This is a genomic window from Nocardioides ureilyticus, assembly GCF_051280745.1.
Taxonomy (GTDB): domain Bacteria; phylum Actinomycetota; class Actinomycetes; order Propionibacteriales; family Nocardioidaceae; genus Nocardioides.
Map to the genome: position 1 here is coordinate 17,286 of NZ_JBNCOG010000039.1, position 19,740 is coordinate 37,025.

Consider the following 19,740-nt stretch of genomic DNA (forward strand, 5'->3'; position numbering starts at 1 on the left):
CTCCACGCTAGCGGACCCGGTCCGGCCGCCTCCGCACGGTGAAGACCCAGGTGCGCATGGCCACGAAGCGCACGACGGTCACGAGCAGGTTGGCCGCGGTCAGGACCGCCACCTCGAGGCCCCGGTGGTGGCCACCGAGGCGGTGCAGGGCCCACAGGGAGCCGCTGGTGACGCCCATGCCGACGGCCAGGACCACCAGCCCGCGCAGCTGGTGGCGTAGCGCGGCCTGCGACCCGCGGACCCCGAAGGTCAGCCGCCGGTTGGCCGCGGTGTTGCCGACCGCGGTGAGCAGCAGGGCGAGCAGGTTGGCGGTGAAGGGACCGACCGGTCCCCGCAGGAGGAGGTAGAGCACGGCGTACGCCACGGTCGAGGCCGCTCCGACGAGCGCGAACATCGCTACCTGCAGCCCCAGCCGCCCGCTCCCGGCGTCGGCGGAGGCCCGGCCCAGACGATCGGCGAGGTCGGCGACCGGGATGCGACCGGTGACCAGGCCCCGGCCGAGGCGGCTGATGCCGCGCAGGTCGTCCACGGCGGTGCGGACGATGTCGACCCGGCTGTCGGGGTCGTCGACCCAGTCCACGGGCACTTCGTGGATCCGCAGGCCGGCACGCTCGGCCAGCACCAGCAGCTCGGTGTCGAAGAACCACGCGGTGTCCTCGACGAGCGGCAGCAGCTCCCGGGCGACGTCGGCGCGGATCGCCTTGAACCCGCACTGCGCGTCGGAGAACCGTGCGCGCAGGGTGCCGCGCAGGAGCAGGTTGTAGCCGCGGGAGATCAGCTCGCGCTTGGGTCCGCGCTCGACCCGGGAACCGTGCCGCAGCCGGGTGCCGATCGCCAGGTCGGAGTGGCCGCTGATGAGCGGCGCCACCAGCGGGAGCAGCGCGTTCAGGTCGGTCGAGAGGTCCACGTCCATGTAGACCAGGACCTCGGCGTCCGACCCGCTCCACGCCCGCTTCAACGCCCGGCCCCGGCCCTTCTCCGCCAGGTGCACGGCAGCGACGTGCCGGTGGGCGTGGGCCAGCCGCCGGGCGAGGACGGCGGTGCCGTCGGTGCTCGCGTTGTCCGCGACGGTCACCCGGTAGGACCACGGCAGGGTCTCCAGGTGCGCGACGAGGCGCTCCACCGAGGCGGCGAGGTCCTGCTCCTCGTTGTAGACGGGGACCACGACCTCCATCGTGGGCGTCGCCGTCCCGGCTCCCGGTCCTCGGACCGGCTGCGGCCGGGGGCGGTCCGCCGCGGTCATGCCTCCGCCCCCGCCGTGCCGTCGGCCGTCAGGTCGTAGAGGGTGACGCCGTCGACCGTGGTGGCCTCGAAGGTCTCCGCCACCCAGGCCGCGATCTCGCTGGCGGCCTCGCTGCCGCCCATCGACCGGCCGAAGCCGCCTCCGCCGATGAACCAGTGCACCTCGCCGTCGGCGACGAGCTGCTGGAACCCGGCCAGGGTCGGGCTCGGGTCGGAGCCGTTGAAGCCGCCGATCGCCATCACCGGCTCCTCGGTCGCCAGCTGATAGCCGGCCGCGGCGTTCGAGCCGACCGCGGCGGCCACCCAGGTGTAGGAGTCGGCGTCCTGCAGCAGGAACGCGGTCACCTCGGCCGTCGGCTCGCTGCCCTGGAGCAGGCCGCCCATGCCGCCTGTGCCGCCTGTGCCGCCGGGGCGACCTCCCGTGCCCGGGGCCGCGCCCCCGGGGAAGCCGCCCTGCGGCGCTCCCGGTGGGATTCCTTGCGGCGGCGTGCCGCCGGGAAAGGTGCCGCGTCCCGGCCGGCCGCCGGGGCCGCGGCCGCCGCCGGCCCGGCCGTCGTCGCTCGTGATCGCCGGTCCGGCGGTGGGCAGAGAGCCGGTGTGCGCGGTCCCGGCGGTCCGCACTGCGTACGCCGCCGGGCCGGCCAGCCCGGCGACCACGGCCACCGCGGCCGCGGCGAACGCCAGCCGGCCGGGGAGCCACCGCAGGCCGGCGAGGGCCACCGCCGCGAGCAGCCCGAGGACCAGGACCGGCCACCGCAGCCAGGGCACGAAGTCCGGGCTGCGGCCGAGCAGGAGGAAGCCGGTGACCGCGGCCAGGGCGACGGCCAGGGCACCGGCCGCGGCCATGACCGGGCTGCGCCGCTGCCGCCAGGTGAGGTGGGCCCCGATCGCGACCAGCGCGGCGACCGCGGGGGCCAGCGCGACCGTGTAATAGGCGTGGAAGATGCCGGCCATGAGGCTGAAGGTCAGTCCGGTGACCAGCAGCCAGCCGCCCCAGAGCACGAGACCGGCGCGCACGCGGTCCGTGCGGGGCGCGTGCCGGGTGGCCCACAGCCCGGCGAGGAGGAGCAGCAGCGCGCTCGGCAGCAGCCACGCGACCTGGCCGCCGACCTCGCCGTCGAGGAGCCGGGTCAGACCGGTCTCGCCCCAGCCGCGTCCGCCACCGCCGCCGACCGAGCCGGTCTCCTCCCCGGTCAGCCGGCCCAGGCCGTTGTAGCCGAGGGTGAGCTCGAGGATCGAGTTGCCCTGCGAGCCGCCGATGTAGGGACGGGACGACGCCGGCCAGAGCGAGACGACCGCGACCCACCAGCCGCCGGCGACGACCACGGCGCCGAGCGCCACCAGCAGGTGGCCGACCCGGCGCAGCAGGGGCGCGGCGGCGGCCACGAGGTAGACCAGCACGAAGGCAGGCAGCACGAGGAACGCCTGGAGCATCTTGGTGAGGAACGCCAGCCCGACCAGCGCGCCGGCCAGCGCGAGCCAGCGCACCGGGTGCCGGACGCCGTCCTCGACGGCCCGCAGCACGGCGTACGCCGCGGCGACCAGCAGCAGGACCAGGAGCGCGTCGGGGTTGTTGAACCGGAACATCAGCGCCGCGACCGGGGTGGTCGCGAGGACCAGGCCGGCCAGCAGGCCGGCCGCCGCCGAGCCGGTGCTGCGGCGCACCGTGGCGACCAGCAGCCAGACGGCGAGCACGCCCTCGATGGCCTGGGGAACCAGGATCGACCAGGACGAGAGCCCGAAGACCCGCACCGAGAGCGCCATCGGCCACAGCGACAGGGGCGTCTTGTCGACGGTGATCGAGCTCGCCGCGTCGGAGGAGCCGAAGAAGAACGCCTTCCACGACTCCGAGCCGGCCTGCACGGCTGCGGAGTAGAAGCTGTTGGCCCAGCCGGAGGATCCCAGCCCCCACAGGTAGAGGACGGCGGTCGCGGCAAGCAGCGCGGCGAGCGCCGGGCGGTACCAACGTTCAGCGGTCGGCGCCGGCCCGGCGGCCGTGGTGACGGTGGTGGGTTCGGCGGCGGTCGCGGTGCTCATGCCCGCAGCCTCGGTCCCGCCCCTGCGGTGACCGTGTGGTCAACCTGTGTCCGACCTGTGGGTGGCGCTCAGACCCGCTCGCGCAGCCAGGCGAAGTCGGCGAGGTGCTCCTCGGGCCCGCCGGGCGTCTCGCAGACGACGGGAGCGCCGGCGTCGCGGATCACCGCCGCGAGCAGGTCGGCGTCGATCCGACCGGCGCCCAGGCTGGCGTGCCGGTCGGCACCCGAGTCGAAGTCGTCGCGGCTGTCGTTGCAGTGGACCAGGTCGATCCGGCCGGTGATGCGGCGTACGTCGTCGACGAGCGTCTCCAGCGCGTTGCCGCCGGCGTGCGCGTGGCAGGTGTCGAGGCAGAAGCCGACCTGTTCGAAGCCCTCGGCCGCCGAGATCGCGTCCCAGACCCGGCCGATCCGGTCGAGGTGGCGGGCCATGGCGTTGTCGCCGCCGGCGGTGTTCTCGATGAGCAGCGGGACCTTCAGGTCCGTGGCCTCGATCGCCTTGCGCCAGTTGTCGAAGCCCTTCTCCGGGTCGTCGGCCTTGTTGACGTGACCGCCGTGGACGATGAGCCCCTTCGCGCCGACCTCGGCCGCGGCGTCCATGTGCTGCTGGAGGAGCTTGCGGCTGGGGATCCGGATGCGGTTGTTGGTGGTGGCCACGTTGATGACGTACGGCGCGTGGACGTAGAGGTCGACGCCCGCGGCCTCCGCGGCCTCGCGGAGCGCGGCGGCGCCCCCGGCGTACCGGACCTGCGGGCCCTTGTAGTCCTGGGGGTCACCGAGGAAGAACTGCACGAGCGGGGCTCGGCGGGCGTGCGCCTCGGCGACGGGGTCGGCCTGGTCGACGTGGGCACCGATCGGGAGGCTGGTCTCGGGTTGCGGAGCGGGCATGGGCGCCACCCTACGAGCGGCTCCCGACAGCGGGCGGAACGGATTCGGCCGCCGGTCGACCGCGCTGATAACCTGTGCTGTCCTCTTGCGGCCGCCCACCGACGGGTCCGGTCGCCGGGACACCCGCCGGCGCACCAGTGCCGGGGGGAACGCAAGCCCTCCTGCCACGGAGAGACCGTGGCCGCTGAGTCCACAGGAGGTGGAGATCGCTTTGCGTGCCTACGAAGTCATGGTCATCCTCGACCCGAGCCTCGACGAGCGCACCATCCAGCCGTCGCTCGACAAGTACCTCAACGTCATCCGCAACGACGGTGGCACCGTCGAGTCCGTCGACGTCTGGGGACGTCGCCGCCTCGCCTACGAGGTCAAGAAGAACGCCGAGGGCATCTACGCGGTGATCTCGATCAACGCCGAGCCGGCCACGGTCAAGGAGTTCGACCGCCAGCTGACCCTCAACGAGTCCATCCTGCGCACCAAGGTCATCCGCCCCGACGTCCACTGAGCCCTCCGGGCCCAGCGGCGTCCCCTGTGGACGACCCCTTCCGCTCGTCGGTGCCACCGGCAACGATGCGCGGGACGCATGCACGACTCTGACCAGCACGAGCCAAGGAGACCCTCATGGCAGGCGAGACCGTCATCACGGTGGTCGGCAACCTCGTCGACGACCCGGAGCTGCGCTTCACCCCCTCGGGTGCCGCCGTGGCGAACTTCCGGATCGCGTCGACGCCGCGGACCTTCGACCGGCAGACCAACGAGTGGAAGGACGGCGACGCGCTGTTCCTCTCCTGCGCGGTCTGGCGACAGGCCGCGGAGAACGTCGCCGAGTCCCTGCAGCGCGGCATGCGTGTCGTGGTCCAGGGCCGCCTGAAGTCCCGCCAGTACGAGACTCGTGAGGGCGAGAAGCGGACCGTCTTCGAGATCGACGTCGAAGAGGTCGGCCCCTCGCTCAAGTACGCCACGGCCAAGGTCACCCGTGCCCAGCGCTCCGGCGGTGGCGGCGGTGGCGGCGGCTTCTCCGGCGGTGGCGGCGGTGCCGCCTCCGGCGGGGACGACCCCTGGGCCACGCCTGCTCCCCAGCAGGGCGGCGGCCAGGGCGGCTACGGCGGCGGCCAGGGCGGCCAGGGCGGTTACGGAGGCGGCGCCCCCCAGGGTGGCGGTGCTCCCGCCAACGACCCGTGGGGCGCTCCGGGCGTGGGCTCGGAGGAGCCCCCGTTCTGACCGTCTCGGTCACCTCGGGTCGCTGACCCGGGCTCCTGCTCGGCCCTCGCGGGCGAGCCGGTCACCAGCACCATCCCGTCATACGCACATCCCCCACCATTCCGCCCCTGGCTCCGGATCGCCGGCGCAGGGTCGGGCTTCTAGAAAGGAAGCACCACAATGGCCAAGGCGGTTTTGCGCAAGCCCAAGAAGAAGGTTTGCCAGTTCTGCAAGGAGAAGGCGACCGGTGTCGACTACAAGGACACCACGCTGCTCCGCAAGTTCATCTCGGACCGCGGCAAGATCCGCGCCCGTCGGGTGACCGGCAACTGCGTCCAGCACCAGCGCGACGTGGCCACGGCGGTCAAGAACGCCCGTGAGGTCGCTCTGCTGCCCTACACGTCCACCGGTCGGTAACGGGCAGACGAGGAGACGAGAAGACATGAAGCTCATCCTGACCCAGGAGGTCACCGGTCTCGGTGGCCCCGGTGACGTCGTCGAGGTGAAGGACGGCTACGGCCGCAACTACCTCGTCCCCCGTGGCGTCGCGATCCGCTGGACGCGCGGTGCGGAGAAGACCGTGGAGTCGATCAAGGCCGCGCGCGCCTCGCGAGCCGTGCGCGACCTCGGCCACGCCCAAGAGATCAAGACCAAGCTCGAGGCCAACCCGGTCGCGGTGAAGGTCCGTGCGGGTGCCGGCGGCCGGCTCTTCGGTGCCGTCACCGTCGCCGAGATCGCCGACGCCCTCTCGGCCGCCTCGGGCGAGCAGGTCGACAAGCGCACGATCGCGGTGAAGAACCCGATCAGGGCGCTCGGCAACCACGAGGTGTCGGTCCGGCTGCACGACGAGGTCTCCGCCACGGTGGCCGTCAACGTGATCCCGGCCTGAGGCCACAGCACCACACGACACAGGGGCCGTCCCTCCGCGAGGAGGGACGGCCCCTGTGCTGTGCGTGGGGCCCGGGTGCGGTCAGTGGGCCAGCACGGCGTCGATGCGGACCGGCTTGTTCTTGCCGACCTTCTTGGCGCGGACCTGCAGCCGCCCGCTGATCGGGGCCTGGAACGGGTCGCGGACCTGATAGACGTGGAACTTCTCGGTCTCGTCGCCGGCCAGGTTGATCGTCTTCCACGGCATCCGCGCGATCCGGACCTGCACCTTGCCGAGGAGAGGGCCGCGCGGAGCGATGAGGCGTACGTCCTTGGCGTTGCGCACGTTGATGCTGACGGTGGCGCCCTTGCGCCGGGTCTCGAGGTAGTCGCCGGAGAAGTGGCCGCCGAGGCGGAGCCGCTTCCAGCCGCTGCCCTTCTTGGCCCGCAGGTTCTTCGGCACCGAGAACTGCAGCCAGGCCGCCGTGGGGTCGACGTTGCCGGCAGCATCGGTGGCCAGGGCCGTCAGGACGTGGTCACCCGGGCTCAGGCGGCTCAGCTCGAAGTCGCGGTCGAGGCAGGGGACCGGGGCGCCGTCGAGCTCGCAGTCGAACGCCACCGGGCTCGCGTCGTTGCTGGCGCCCGCGGTGCGGGTCACGCGGAGGCTGCGCGAGCGCAGCATCGGCCACTGCGGGGTGACCTCGTCGTAGAGGTTGTCCCGGGCCCACAGCGATCCCACCGGCACGCCGGTGTCCACGCTGAAGGAGACCGACCGGGGCGCGGAGAAGTCCGCGAGGTCCGCGTCGGCCGGCGTGCAGAGGAAGCAGCCCTGCGTGGCGTCGCGGGAGTGGTCGCCGAGGTCGATCGCCCGCACCTTGAAGACGTAGGGGACGGCCGCGGTCTCCTCGAGCTTGTCGTAGGACTGGACCCAGGCCTTGGCCGCCTCGTCGTAGGTGCCGCAGGCCTTCCAGCTCGCGTCCTGCGGGTTGGTCGAGAGCGTGCACTGGAAACCGAGGGTGTCCGGGTCGGCGTCGGTGAAGCCGCCGGTGAAGGTGAACGTCACCTGGTTGCTGCTCGTCCAGCCACGCTCGTCGAACGGCGCGGGCTTCATGACCGGGGCGTCGACCGTGGGGGGCAGGCTGTCGTCGCAGATCGTCCGGACGAACGTGCCCTGGGGCTGCTCGGTCAGGCAGCCGGGGTCGGCGGCCGCGGGCGACGCGGCGGGTCCGACGGCAGCGAGCGTGGTGGCGACCAGGGCGGCCGCCGGGACGGCGGCCAGCCTGCGCAGGCGCGGGGTGGTGGGCATGGGGGTCCTCCCTCTCTCTCCGCATGTGAAACGGGCGGCAGCCACCGAGGCTATGGTCCGGGCCGGCCGTCCGCTGCGGTTTCCCCGGATCGGTCGACGGTGCCGGCCCAGGCCCGCCCGGCCCAGGTCAGGATCAGGACGATCACGAGCAGCAGCGTGACGGCGCCCAGCACGTACGACGGCGCCTCCCACTGGTCGAGGCCGGCCCCGAAGACGAGCACGGGTGCGGCCGCGACCGCCCCGGTGAGCACGACGGCGAGGCGCAGCCACCGTGCCGGACCGGCGTCGCCCGCAGCGGCGGCACGCCCGGCGAGGACGTGGCAGAGCAGGCCGGTGAAGGCGACCTGGGGCAGGTTCGCGGCCCAGACGAGGGAGGCGTCGGCACCGAGCAGGTCCTCGGCCGCAGCCGGCAGCCAGAGGTACGCCGAGGCTGCCAGGGCCAGTGCCCCGACGACGAGCAGGGCGCGCTTCTGCGCGACGGCGGGCGGCAGCTGGCCCACCCCCGCCAGCACCAGCGCCCACCCGACGGGGTCGGCGAACGCGTCGTACCCACCGAACGGGGCGGTCAGCGCGACGACGAGGAGACCCAGCGCCACGGGTTGCAGCGGACGGGCGGAGCGCTCTCCGGGGTCCTTGCCGACGGGTCCGGTCACGGCGTGAGCGTACGGACGCCGGTGACCAGCCAGGCGTCCGACCGGGCCCGCCGCACCAGGACGAGGAGGCGGACGCCCATGAACACGGTCACGAAGACCGCCCACACCCCGACCAGGCCGCCGAGCGAACCGTCGGCGACCACGGGGAGGAGCAGCACGGCCGGGGCGTGCGCGAGCAGCACCACCACCCCCGCGCGGGCCAGGTAGGGGCCGTCGCCGGCCCCGATGAGGACGCCGTCGAGCACGAAGACCACCCCGGCGACCGGCTGGCCGAGCGCCGCGACGACGAGGACGGGCACCAGCAGCGACTGTACGTCGGGGTCGTCGGTGAAGAGCGGCCCCAGCACCGGGCTGGCCGCCGCGAGGGCGAGCCCGGTGACCACCCCGCTGACCACGCCCCATTGGAGCATCCGGTCGGTGACCGCCCGGGTCGCGGCCACGTCGCCGGCGCCGAGGTGGCGCCCGGTGATGGCCTGCGCGGCGATGGCGATGGCGTCGAGCGCGAAGGCGAGGAAGGTCCAGATGGTCAAGGCCAGCTGGTGGGTGGCGAGCTCGACCTCCTGGTCGGTGCCCGCATCGCCGAGGGTGACGGCGTACGTCGTGACGAGGAGCGCGGCGCGCAGGGTCACGGTGCGGATGACGAGGGCGACGGCGGCCCGGCCCGCCGCACGGATCCCGGCGATGTCGGGGCGCAGGGACGCGCCCTGGGCGCGTGCCCCGCGGACGACCACGGCGGTGAGTGCCGCCGCGCTCGCCAGCTGGGCGACGACCGACCCCAGCGCGGACCCGGCGATGCCGAGCCCGCTCCACGAGCCGACCCCGAAGACGAGGACCACGTTGAGGACGACGTTGAGGGCGTTGCCGGCGACGGCGACCACCAGCGGCGTGCGGGTGTCCTGCAGTCCGCGGAGCACTCCGGTGGCCGCGAGCATGATCAGCAGGGGGGTGGTGCCCAGCACCGCGATGCGGAGGTAGGTGGTGGCGTGCTCGGCGACCTCGGGGCCGGGGCCGAAGGTGGCCACCAGGGGCTCGGCCAGCAGCACTCCGAGCACGGTGGCGATGGTGCCGATCAGGACGGCGAGCCACAGCCCGTCGATGCCCTGCGCGAGGGCGCCGCGCAGGTCGCCCGCGCCCAGGTGCCGGGCGACCGCGGCGGTCGTGCCGTAGGCCAGGAAGACACACAGGCCGACGGCCGTCTGGAGGACGACCGCGGCGATGCCGAGCCCGGCCAGCTCCGGGGTGCCGAGATGGCCGACGACCGCTGCGTCGGCGAGCAGGAAGAGCGGCTCGGCGACCAGGGCGAGGAAGGCGGGGAAGGCGAGACGGACGATCTCGCGGTCCACGGCTCTGCTCACCCGGGAAGCGTAGCCCCAGTAAGGATCACCTGCGGCAGGTGACCCCTACGTCACTAGCCCACCAGGACCGGTGGATAACCCGGCCTGACCTGTGGAATTCCCAGGGTGTCGGCGCTTTGTCGACAATGGTGGCGGCGACACGCGGGTGGCGGCGCTGTGAACGAAAGTCGTCGGCACATTCTTTCGTTCCACACCCCCTGCCGGTTAAAACTGCAGGTCAGCGCGGTGCGGTGCGCGCCGAGTCCAGAATCATCCACAGGGCACTCCCCAAGCTGTGCACACCGCACGGCGTGTCGTCCACGGCTTCCACCGAGTTATCCCCAGGTCCTGTGGATAGGCCGCTTCCATCACCGGTGCACCGGCACGTACGGTCCGGAGGTCCTGACGCGGACGCACCGCTCGATGCACTGCTTGACATACCGCTCCACGCATCGTCCGCAGCGCCGCGTCGGACGGCTGTCGGTGCTCGTCCCTAGCGTCGTGCAGGAGCTCGTCGGCAGCGGTTCGTCGGCGATCCCGGGGACCGGTCACCAGCGCTTGGGAGGGCACAGTGAGCATCGCCGAGTCGAACACCCGCGACCTGCCGGAGCCGCCGTACGAGGAGTGGGGCGACGGCCCCGCGCCGTACGCGCCCGGTGAGCGGCCGAGCACGCCCGGTGACCGGACGCCGCCGCAGGACATGGCCGCCGAGCAGTCCGTGCTCGGCGCGATGCTCATCTCCAAGGACGCCATCGCCGACGTCACCGAGGTGCTCCGCGGGCCGGACTTCTACCGGCCTTCCCACGAGACCATCCACGACGCGATCATCGACCTCTTCGGCCGCGGCGAGCCGGTCGACATGGTGACGGTGGCGGCCGAGCTGCAGCGGCGCGGCGAGCTCCAGCGCATCGGCGGGGCCCCCTACCTGCACACGCTCTCGGCGAACGTGCCGATCGCCGCCAACGCGTCGTACTACGCCGAGATCGTCCGGGAGAAGGCGATCCTGCGCCGCCTGGTCGACGCGGGGACCAAGATCGTCCAGATCGGCTACGCCGGTGAGGGCCACGTCGACGACGTCGTCGACCGGGCGCAGGCCGAGATCTACCAGATCACCGACCGCCGCTCGAGCGAGGACTACGCGCCGCTGTCGGACATCATGGACGGCGTCCTCGACGAGATCGAGGCGATCAGCAACCGCGAGGCCGGCCTCTACGGCGTGCCCACCGGCTTCGCCGACCTCGACGACCTCACCAACGGTCTCCACTCCGGCCAGATGATCATCGTCGCGGCGCGTCCTGCCATGGGCAAGGCCCTCGCGCTGGACACCCCGCTGCCGACGCCCACCGGCTGGACGACCATGGGGGAGGTCAGCCCGGGCGACCAGCTCATCGACGCGGACGGCCGACCGACGACGGTCGTCGCTGCGACCGAGGTCATGCACGGGCGACGCTGCTACGAGGTCGAGTTCTCCGACGGATCACGGATCATCGCGGACGCCGAGCACCAGTGGCTGACGGAGACGCGCGCGGCCCGCAAGTCGACGTGGGCGGCGGACCGCCAGTACAACCGGACGCGCAACCAGCGGATCTTCGCCTCCGTGGTCACCACTGAGGAGATCGCTCGAACCAGGACGGTCGGTGCGGATGACCGGGCCAACCACGCCGTCCTCAACAGCAAGGCGCTCGTGGGCGAGGAGGCGGTGCTCCCGGTTCCGCCCTACGCCCTGGGCGCTTGGCTCGGTGACGGCCACAGCGCGAGCAGCCGGATCACGTGCGAGACCAACGAGATCCCGATGTACCTCGAGGGTGCGGGCCTCAGGATCGAGCACCGTGGGGACATGCTCTACAGCATCAAGCTCGCCGACACCGCGGACGGCCCTGACGTGCCGGGCCGGTGCGCCGACTGTGGGGGACCCTCCTCCGGACGGACCTGCCGTGAGTGCCGCGCGGACCACGGCAGCTTCGCCGCTCTCCTCCGCAAGATCGGGGTGCTGAACAACAAGCACATTCCCACCTCGTACCTGCGTGCGAGCGAGCAGCAGCGTCGAGAGCTCTTGGCCGGCCTCATGGACACCGACGGCACGGTCGTGCGGGGCGTTGGCTCCTGCCAGTTCGCGGTCACCAACGCCCGCCTGGCCCAGGACGTCTACGAGCTCGTCGTGAGCCTCGGGTACAAGTGCGGTCGACGCACCAAGCAGGTCCAGGGGCGCTCACCCGAGTCGTCGACCTGCTACGTCCTCAACTTCTCCACGACAGACGATGTCTTCCGCCTCGAGCGCAAGCACCTGTTGCACAAGGAGGAGCGACCGGCGACGACGACACGGATCGGACGCCGCTACATCACCGCGGTCCGCGAGGTCGACAGCGTGCCGGTCCGCTGTGTCCAGGTGGACAACGAGGACCACCTGTACCTCGCGGGAGAGTCGATGATCCCGACGCACAACTCCACGCTGGCCCTGGACTTCTGCCGGGCGGCGTCGATCCAGAACAACCTCACGAGCGCCTTCTTCAGCCTCGAGATGACGCGTTCGGAGATCACCATGCGCCTGCTCTCGGCGGAGGCGAAGGTGCCGCTCAACCACATCCGCAACGGCGCCATGAACGACGACGACTGGGCCAAGCTGGCGCGCAAGATGGGTGAGGTCTCCTCGGCGCCGATCTTCATCGACGACTCGCCGAACATGACGATGATGGAGATCCGGGCGAAGGCGCGCCGGCTCAAGCAACGCCACGACCTCAAGCTCATGGTGATCGACTACCTCCAGTTGATGACCTCGGGCCGCAAGGTCGAGTCGCGCCAGCTGGAGGTCTCGGAGTTCTCGCGCCAGATCAAGCTGCTCGCCAAGGAGCTCGAGATCCCGATCATCGCGCTCTCCCAGCTCAACCGTGGCCCCGAGCAGCGCGGCGACAAGCGCCCGATGATGAGCGACCTGCGTGAGTCGGGTTGCCTGACGGCGGAGACCCGGCTGCTGCGCGCGGACAACAACGCCGAGGTGACACTGGGCGAGCTGCTCACGACCGGTGCGTGTGACGTTCCCGTGTGGGCGCTCGACGAGCGGCTCAAGCTGGTGCCGCGCACGCTCACGCACGCGTTCCCGAGCGGGACGAAGCAGACCTACCGCGTCACCCTTGGCTCCGGCCGCACCGTGGAGGCGACCGGCAACCACCCGTTCCTCACCTACGACGGCTGGGTGCCGCTCGCCGAGCTGACCGTCGGGTCGCGGGTGGGCTCCGTCCGGCACGTGCCACCGCCGCTGCAGATCACCCCGCGCGACGCCGACGAGGTCGTGCTGCTGGCCCACCTGCTCGGCGACGGCTCATTCGTGCGGCGGCAGCCGATCCGCTACGCCAGCGTCGACGAGGCCAACCTGGACGCGGTGGCTGAGGCCGCTCACCGACGGTTCGGCATCACGGCCGTGCGCGACGAGTACGCCGCTGCTCGCGTCACCACCCTCCGCCTGCCCGCGCCGTACCGGCTCGCCCGCGGCCGGCGGAACCCGATCGCCGCCTGGCTGGACGAGGACGGTCTCTTCGGGCTGCGCAGCCACGAGAAGTTCGTGCCCGACTGGGTGTTCGGCCTCCCCAAGGAGCAGGTGGGACTCTTCCTCCGGCACCTGTGGGCCACCGACGGCTGTGTGCACCTCGACGAGAAGCGCGGGATGGGTCGGGTGTACTACGCCAGCACCAGCCGGCGGCTGGCCGATGATGTCGCTCGGCTCCTCGCCCGCTACAACGTCTTCACCCGGATCAAGCGGGCCCGGAAGAACGGCTACCGCGACGGCTGGCACGTGCACGTGGTGGGCGCGGAGAACCAGTTGCGCTTCCTCGAGGACATCGGCGTTCACGGCGCTCGAGCGGCCCAGGTCGAGCGGCTCGCCGCCCACCTCCGCGGGGTCCGGCCCAACACCAACCTCGACACCGTGCCGACCGAGGTGTGGGGCCGCGTCCGCGAGGTGCTCGCCGACCAAGGCATGACCCAGCGTGAGTTCGCCGCCGCGATGGGGACGTCCTACGGTGGTTCTTCGATGTGGAAGGCCGCGCCGAGCCGGCAGCGGATGGCTCGAGTCGCCGACGTGCTCGGTAACGCCGACCTCGAAGTGCTGGCGACCAACGACATCTACTGGGACAGCGTCGCGTCGATCGAGCCGTGCGGCGAGCAGGAGGTGTACGACGCGACGGTGCTGGGCGTGCACAACTTCGTCGCCAACGGCATCGCCCTGCACAACAGCATCGAGCAGGACGCGGACATGGTGGTGCTGTTGCACCGTGACGACGTCTACGAGAAGGAGTCGACGCGGCCCGGCGAGGCCGACCTCATCGTGGCGAAGCACCGCAACGGTCCGACCCGGGACATCACGGTCGCCTTCCAGGGCCACTACTCACGCTTCGTCGACATGGCCCACTGAGACTTGCCGATCGCCGACGAGGAGTCGATGCGTGTCGGTGGCCGCGACTACTGCAGCCTGCGCCAGCGGTGGCTGCTCAATCGTCGAACGCCGCGACGTAGGCGTCGACGACCTGCTGGTCGAGGGCGAGGTCGATACGCAGGACCGTCTGGTCGTTGACGACGATCCGTTCGTAGGCCTGGTCGAGGCCAGCCCGGTCGAGAGCTCGCGCATCGCCGATGGCGCGCTCAGGTCTCCCTGTTCGACCGGCTGGGCCCCGAAGGCAGGTCCGACAGGGGCTCGCGCCTCAGCGGAAGCAGCCCCCAAGCGCGGGCGCGTGAGATGGCCTCCGCCCGGTCGCTGGTGCCGAGCTTCTTGTAGAGGCTGCGTTGCTGGGTCCGGACCGTGTTGTACGACACCACCGCCCGGTCCGCGAGCTGCTGCGTCGTCAGCCCCTCGGCCAAGCCGTTCAGCACGTCCTGCTCGCGTTCGGTGACGTCGATCAGCGTGACGGCCGCGGGGAACAGGTCGGGGGCCGAGGCGAGCGGGTCACGAGCCAGGAAGTCAGCCGCAGCCGGGCACGACGCCGCGAGCGCGCCGAGCTCGGCCCGGGGGACGGTGGTGAACGGACGCACGGCGCCGGTGGCGCGGGCGATCGAGACGGCTCGCCCGAGGGCGTCGAGCGCGATCCGCCGATCGCCCAGCCGATCCGCGGCGACGGCTCGGACCACCAGCATCTCGAGCCGGTGTCGCGGGGAGCCGGCCGCTGCCCATCCGACGTCCGCGGTCAGTCGCAGTGCGGCCTCGTCATCGCCCGAGAGCAGAGCGAGCCGTGCGCGACCCGGCCGGAGCGCCGGATGCTCCCGGTAGGGCCCCTCCAGCACGCTGCGAGCGAGGTTCCCGCGTCCCAGGGACAGCAGCAGCGACGCCTCGACGGCGGCCAGGTAGGCGCCGGCGGTCGAGCGCCTGTGGTCCAGCGACGGGGCCCCCTGGCGCCATTGCTCGAGGCGGTCCAGGACGTCCGCGGAGGTCCCGAGGTGGACGGCGAGGAGCCCCTGGGTGCCCACGAGGAACGGCCACAGCTCCTGCGCGTCGGTCTGCCACGACTCGACGGCTTGCTCGACGGCCCTCGCGCGGTCGACGTCGAGCCGGTCCAAGGCTTCGAGCAGGACGGCGGTGCCGGCGATGATGCCGACCCGCGGGAGCATGGGGCGAGGCGCCTGCGGGGCGGCGTCGTACCGCGCGAGCCACTTCCGGGTGAGCGGCAGGTCCCCGGCCACGGCGTACGTCAGCGCAAGGTGCGCAGCTGCCACCGGCTCGACGTAGCCGACGGCGTCGTCGCCGCTGTGGACGTGTGCCAGTCGCATCGAGCGCTGGGCCGGCGACAGGTCCCCGGCGAACAAGTGGGCCAGGCCGACCTCGAGCTGCACCGAGGGGTAGAGCGGCACGACCGCGCCGGGGTGCGCGGCGCGTGCCGCCTCGGTGACCTGCCGGAGCCGCTCGCCGTAGGTCTGCGCCGCCTGGAACGCACCGCGGAGCCGGAGCGCCACGAGCACCGGCAGGCCACGGTCGATGACTTCGGCGCCGTCGGGCCGTGACCCGAGGGCGGTCAGCTCGGTCGAGGACTCCGGCAGCTCCACCATGATGCGGCGCAGGTACGTGTCAGGAACCCGGAGCTGGATGTCGCGCAGGGCCAGGGCGCGTGAGCTCGTGGCGACGGCCTCCAACGGTGTCGCTCGGAAAGCCTCGTACAGCTCGTCGGGGTGCTCGGTGCCGAGGAGCATCCACGCGGAGTCGATGACATGGACGATCAACGACCAGTCCTGCGAGTGGACCGCGTGGCGCAGCGCGCGGGCGGGCTCGTCCGCAGCCAGGTACCAGTGAGCGAGCCGGGTGTGCAGCTCAGCCAGCTGCTCCGGAAGGCTGCGCTCCAGCTCGGCCATCAGTGCGCGGCGCGCGGCCGCGGGCCACCGGTACACCCAGTTGTCCCCGTGCCGCTCGGCGACCAACAACCCGTCCGAGACCAGCTCGTCGATGCGCGGCTTCAGCTCCTGCTCGTCCGTGAGCAGCTCGGCCGTCGCCACCGTGAAGTGGTCCGGCAACGAGGTGAGGAGCGCGACCCGCATCCGCTTCCCGTCGCAGTTCTCCGCGAGCAGCCGGTCACGCAGGTAGTCCGCGGCGACCCGGCCGACGACGGCCGCCACCGCGGCGGCTCCGTCGATGGGCTCGTCACGGAGCCGGAGGACGACGGCGCGCGTCGGCTCCGGCCAGCCGCCGGCCTCCTCGCGCAGTGCCGGCGCCAGCGATGCGGACGTGGTCAGGCCTGCGGCCGCCATCAGGTCGGCGGTCTCGTCGGTGGTGAGCCGGAGGTCGCACGCCCCGACGACGGTCAGGTCGATGCCGAGATGCCGTGGCGCCCCGAACCAACGGTGGCTGCGGAGGGTGGCGATGACCCGCAGAGCCGGGACGTGCCGGGCGATGTCGGCGAGCATGACATCTGCCTCGGGGTCGGAGGCGCGGTCGAAGCCGTCCACGACGAGCGCGACCGGTGTCGGCGCCTCGAGCAGGGCACGTTCGACCAGGCCCGTCAACGGGTACACCTCGAGGGGCCACGACTCCCTCGGGGGGACGGGCACCCCGGAGTCGGCGAGCACCTCCAGCAGCCCGGCCCAGAACGAGCTGGCGTCCCTCGCTCCACGCCGCAGGCGGAACCACGCCACGGTCAGGCTCTCGGGATCTTGGCGGGCCGCCCACTGGGCCACCAGCGTGGTCTTGCCGAAGCCGGCCGGTGCCCGGAGCAGCGTGAGCGGCGCGGCTTGGTCGAGCAGGGCGAGAAGTCGCGGGCGATCGGCCAGGACCGGGGGCAGCCGTGGCGCGCGGTCTATCCGCCGTACGGCGACCAGTGGAGCACCCGAGTCCTGGCCCGAGGAGGATCGTGCGGGGCCAGGTTGCTTCACCGTCGAACGCCCACTCCTCTCTCGGTTCGCCCACGCAGGGGAGGACTGTGACGAGGCACCCGCCGCGGTGGATCCAGCGGGGCTCACCGGCGTGCGGTACCAGCGCAGCCAAGGCTATCCGCGATCCGCCGCGGCGCGTCGGAGAGGACTGGACCGGCCCCGGTGAGTCTCCCGGTGAAATGTCGGGGACGCCTCGGACGAGGGGCGGCGCCGACGAGGGTCGGGCCGGTGAACCGCCCGGTGAAGCGCGCCCCGAGGGGCGCCGGCGGCCACGTGGACCCTGCAGGGTGCGTCCCGAAGGCGCACATCGGGGTCGCGCCAGTCGTGGTTCCCCGTGTGCGGTGCTCCCCCCGCTGTCTTCCAGTCGTAAGGACTACACACATGGGTTCCCCCGCCCTCCGCTCGGTCATACGTCGAACCCCGTCCATCACCACCGTGGCCGGTGGAGGTGAACCACGTGCGGACCACGGGGGGAGCGACCGTGACCGACCGACGTCCTCGGACGGCCGGGTGTCGGTCGGCGGCCACGTGACGGCTCGCGCGGGCGGCCTCCGATGAGGCGCCTCCGCCGTGCCGACCGGGCCGCGCGCAGCGGCGGCGCCTCCGCGAGGCGCTCGCTGCAACGCGTGATCGGGCACGGCACCGCTGTGCTCGCCGTGTCGCTGGGATCGATGAGCGCCTACCCGTTGCCGAGCTCCGCCCTCGACGAGCCCTCACGCGCGCCCGTAGGGGCCATGGCCCTCTCGCCGACCCAGGCCTGGGTCACCGGCGTCTCGGGGGTGACCGGGTCCGGAGTGGGCGCCACGCGGACCCTGACCTTCGACACGGGCCTCACCGCGACCGAGGAGACCACCGGGGTCACCGGGTCCTGTGCGCCGTTCGGAGCGGGCGGCGCCATCGCTGGTGAGACCAACGTGCCGGCGTTCCTCGAGCCGGACCCGACCACCGCGGTCCGCGGTGCCAACTCCAACTGCATGGGCCCGCCGGCCGGCGGCGGGTCCCGCACCTCGCGCGTCGAGCTGAGCAAGCCCGTCATCGCGCCCGTCGTGCACGTCGTCAACCTCGACGCGTCGCGGCTCGGGATCACCGGTACGGGTCTCTCGCTGACCCAGCTCGCCAAGAACAACGCCCTGGAGGTCGCCGGCACCACGCTCAACACGACCCTGCAGCAGGCGCTGCAGAACGGCTGCGCAGCGAACGACGGGACGAACCCCAACGGAGGCTGCGGCTCGTTCCGGCTGACGGCGTCCTCGCCGGTCACCGCCTTCAACCTCGCCAACAACACGGCGAACAGCCCGCTCACCACGGCGTACAACGACTCCTGGAGCTACACGCTCTCCTACCCGACCGCGCCGCTCACCAAGGCGTTCAGCCCCTCGCGCATCCCCGTCGGGTCCACCGCCGAGCTGACCTTCACCATCGACAACCCGGACGACCCCACGCAGCCGACCCTGTCGCCGATGGGCTTCACCGACGCGCTGCCCACCGGTGTGGAGGTGGCCGACGCCGATGTCACGGTCACGCCCAGCTGCGGCTCGCCGACCGTCACCGTGGCCGCCGGCGACACCGAGGTCACCGCCACCGGTGTCGGCGTGGCTCCGGGAGCCAGCTGCTCGATCACCGTGAACGTCACCTCCGACACTGTCGGGTCCTACGTCAACGACACCGACAACCTGTCGACCACCGTCGCCAACCTCGTCCCCGACGCCGACACCACGCTCGAGGTCTTCGGGTCGGCGCCTGCGGTTCCGTTCGCGTGTGCTCCTGGTGCGGCGGGCACGCTGTTCCAGTCGGAGCCGGTCGACGTGTTCGCGGTCGACCTGATCACCGGTGAGAGCTCGCAGGTGGCGACCGATGCCGATCCTCGCAACGTCAACGCCGTGGGGTTCAACCCGGTCGACGGCTACGTGTACGGGATGGGGTACAGCGGTGCGGGCACGCCGACCATCAAGCGGGTTGCTGGGGACTGGACGATGCGCGACCTGGGACTGCCGACCAACTGGGCCGGGTTCCCGGGCATCCCGGCGGACTGGAACGGCTCCGCGCACGTCGGTGAGTTCGACGCCGACGGCCACCTGTGGATCAGCAACGGCACGAGCTGGGCGGAGATCGACCTCAGTGACCCCTCGTCACCGACGTACCTGGAGGTCGTTGACGCCGGCGCGTTGACCCCGCCGCCGGGGTGGGTCGCGGGCTACGACTGGGGCTTCAACGTCGAGGACGGCGACCTCTACATGCTCGCCTTCAACAGCCCGGCCACGACGCCGCGACGGTTCGCGTTGATGCGGTTCGACACCGACACGCACGCCACGTCGGTGGTCGGCACGCCGCTGGGGGCGCTGGAGCACCCGGACGGGCAGTACGCGGGTGCGTTCGGTGCGGTCTACTCCGACCCGGACGGCTTCCTCTACGCCTCGGACAACACCACTGGTGGCATCTGGCGCGTCGACATGGGCTCGGCGGCCGGCGCGTTCTTCGCGGAGGGTCCGGCCTCGGCGGCCAACGACGGTGCGCGGTGCTTCAACTCCCCGCTCCCGATCGACTTCGGTGACGCCCCGGACAGCTACGGCACCAGCCTGGGCTCCGACGGGCCGCGGCACAGCATCCCGGGCTACGACGACGCGGCCGGCACGGCGCCGTTGCGGCTGGGTGCGGCGATCGACTTCGAGAGCGACGGCCAGCCGGGTGCGGCGGCCGACGGTGATGGTGCCGACGAGGACGCGGTGGCTGACCCGATCGAGCTGGTCCCGGGCCGCGCGACCACGGTGACCGTCTCGGCGACCAACGACACCGACCAGCCGGCGACGCTGGCGGGCTGGGTCGACCTCGACGGCGACGGCCGGTTCGGCAACGGGGCCGAGCGGGTGGTCGTCGACCTC

General features: G+C 72.3%; 13 protein-coding genes. 6 read left to right on the top strand and 7 right to left on the bottom strand.

The window, feature by feature from the left end:
* Positions 1 to 7: 7 nt before the first annotated feature.
* The 3 genes from ACSMHG_RS17125 to ACSMHG_RS17135 all read right to left on the bottom strand — a co-directional run bounded on the left by ACSMHG_RS17125 (position 8) and on the right by ACSMHG_RS17135 (position 4,163).
* A complete protein-coding gene (locus ACSMHG_RS17125; protein ID WP_435747331.1) occupies positions 8 to 1,243 on the bottom strand; it encodes a bifunctional glycosyltransferase family 2/GtrA family protein in 1,236 nt (411 codons plus the stop codon).
* Complete coding sequence (locus ACSMHG_RS17130; RefSeq protein ID WP_435747333.1) at positions 1,240 to 3,279, bottom strand: glycosyltransferase family 39 protein; 2,040 nt, start codon at positions 3,277 to 3,279, stop codon at positions 1,240 to 1,242. Before ACSMHG_RS17130 ends, ACSMHG_RS17125 begins: the two co-directional genes overlap by 4 nt.
* A gap of 68 nt (positions 3,280 to 3,347) precedes the next feature.
* The gene (locus tag ACSMHG_RS17135) at positions 3,348 to 4,163 is read right to left on the bottom strand and encodes a deoxyribonuclease IV (RefSeq protein WP_435747335.1); all 816 of its coding nucleotides are present in this window, start codon (positions 4,161 to 4,163) and stop codon (positions 3,348 to 3,350) included.
* Between the two features lie 211 nt (positions 4,164 to 4,374).
* Between ACSMHG_RS17135 and rpsF the strand changes: the two genes are divergently transcribed.
* From rpsF to rplI, 4 genes are all read left to right on the top strand, one after another.
* Entirely contained in the window at positions 4,375 to 4,665 is a 291-nt protein-coding gene (gene rpsF, locus ACSMHG_RS17140) for a 30S ribosomal protein S6 (protein ID WP_435747337.1), read from the top strand.
* 116 nt (positions 4,666 to 4,781) lie between these two features.
* Complete coding sequence (locus ACSMHG_RS17145) at positions 4,782 to 5,381, top strand: single-stranded DNA-binding protein (RefSeq protein ID WP_435747339.1); 600 nt, start codon at positions 4,782 to 4,784, stop codon at positions 5,379 to 5,381.
* Positions 5,382 to 5,540: 159 nt separating this feature from the next.
* Positions 5,541 to 5,777, top strand: a complete 237-nt coding sequence (gene rpsR / locus ACSMHG_RS17150) for a 30S ribosomal protein S18 (RefSeq protein ID WP_435747341.1) — start codon at positions 5,541 to 5,543, stop codon at positions 5,775 to 5,777.
* Positions 5,778 to 5,802: 25 nt separating this feature from the next.
* Positions 5,803 to 6,249 (top strand): 50S ribosomal protein L9, encoded by a 447-nt coding sequence (gene rplI, locus ACSMHG_RS17155; protein WP_435747343.1) that lies wholly within the window; start codon positions 5,803 to 5,805, stop codon positions 6,247 to 6,249.
* Positions 6,250 to 6,330: 81 nt separating this feature from the next.
* Here the strand turns inward: rplI and ACSMHG_RS17160 are convergent, their stop codons facing one another.
* Genes ACSMHG_RS17160 through ACSMHG_RS17170 form a run of 3 tightly spaced genes read right to left on the bottom strand, consistent with a single transcriptional unit; the run spans position 6,331 to position 9,541 of the window.
* Positions 6,331 to 7,533, bottom strand: coding sequence for a hypothetical protein (locus tag ACSMHG_RS17160; RefSeq protein WP_435747345.1), 1,203 nt, complete (start codon positions 7,531 to 7,533; stop codon positions 6,331 to 6,333).
* 50 nt (positions 7,534 to 7,583) lie between these two features.
* Positions 7,584 to 8,186, bottom strand: coding sequence for a hypothetical protein (locus ACSMHG_RS17165; protein ID WP_435747347.1), 603 nt, complete (start codon positions 8,184 to 8,186; stop codon positions 7,584 to 7,586).
* Entirely contained in the window at positions 8,183 to 9,541 is a 1,359-nt protein-coding gene (locus ACSMHG_RS17170) for an MATE family efflux transporter (RefSeq protein WP_435747349.1), read from the bottom strand. Before ACSMHG_RS17170 ends, ACSMHG_RS17165 begins: the two co-directional genes overlap by 4 nt.
* Before the next feature lie 709 nt (positions 9,542 to 10,250).
* Here ACSMHG_RS17170 and ACSMHG_RS17175 point away from each other — a divergent pair.
* Positions 10,251 to 13,925 carry a replicative DNA helicase gene (locus ACSMHG_RS17175; RefSeq protein ID WP_435747357.1) on the top strand — a complete coding sequence of 1,225 codons (3,675 nt, stop codon included), beginning with the start codon at positions 10,251 to 10,253 and terminating at the stop codon, positions 13,923 to 13,925.
* Positions 13,926 to 14,152: 227 nt separating this feature from the next.
* Here ACSMHG_RS17175 and ACSMHG_RS17180 read toward each other — a convergent pair whose 3' ends face one another.
* Entirely contained in the window at positions 14,153 to 16,861 is a 2,709-nt protein-coding gene (locus ACSMHG_RS17180; protein ID WP_435747351.1) for a LuxR C-terminal-related transcriptional regulator, read from the bottom strand.
* Between the two features lie 734 nt (positions 16,862 to 17,595).
* Here ACSMHG_RS17180 and ACSMHG_RS17185 point away from each other — a divergent pair.
* Positions 17,596 to 19,740: DUF7933 domain-containing protein (locus ACSMHG_RS17185; protein ID WP_435747353.1), on the top strand; the 2,145-nt coding region annotated here is incomplete at its 3' end.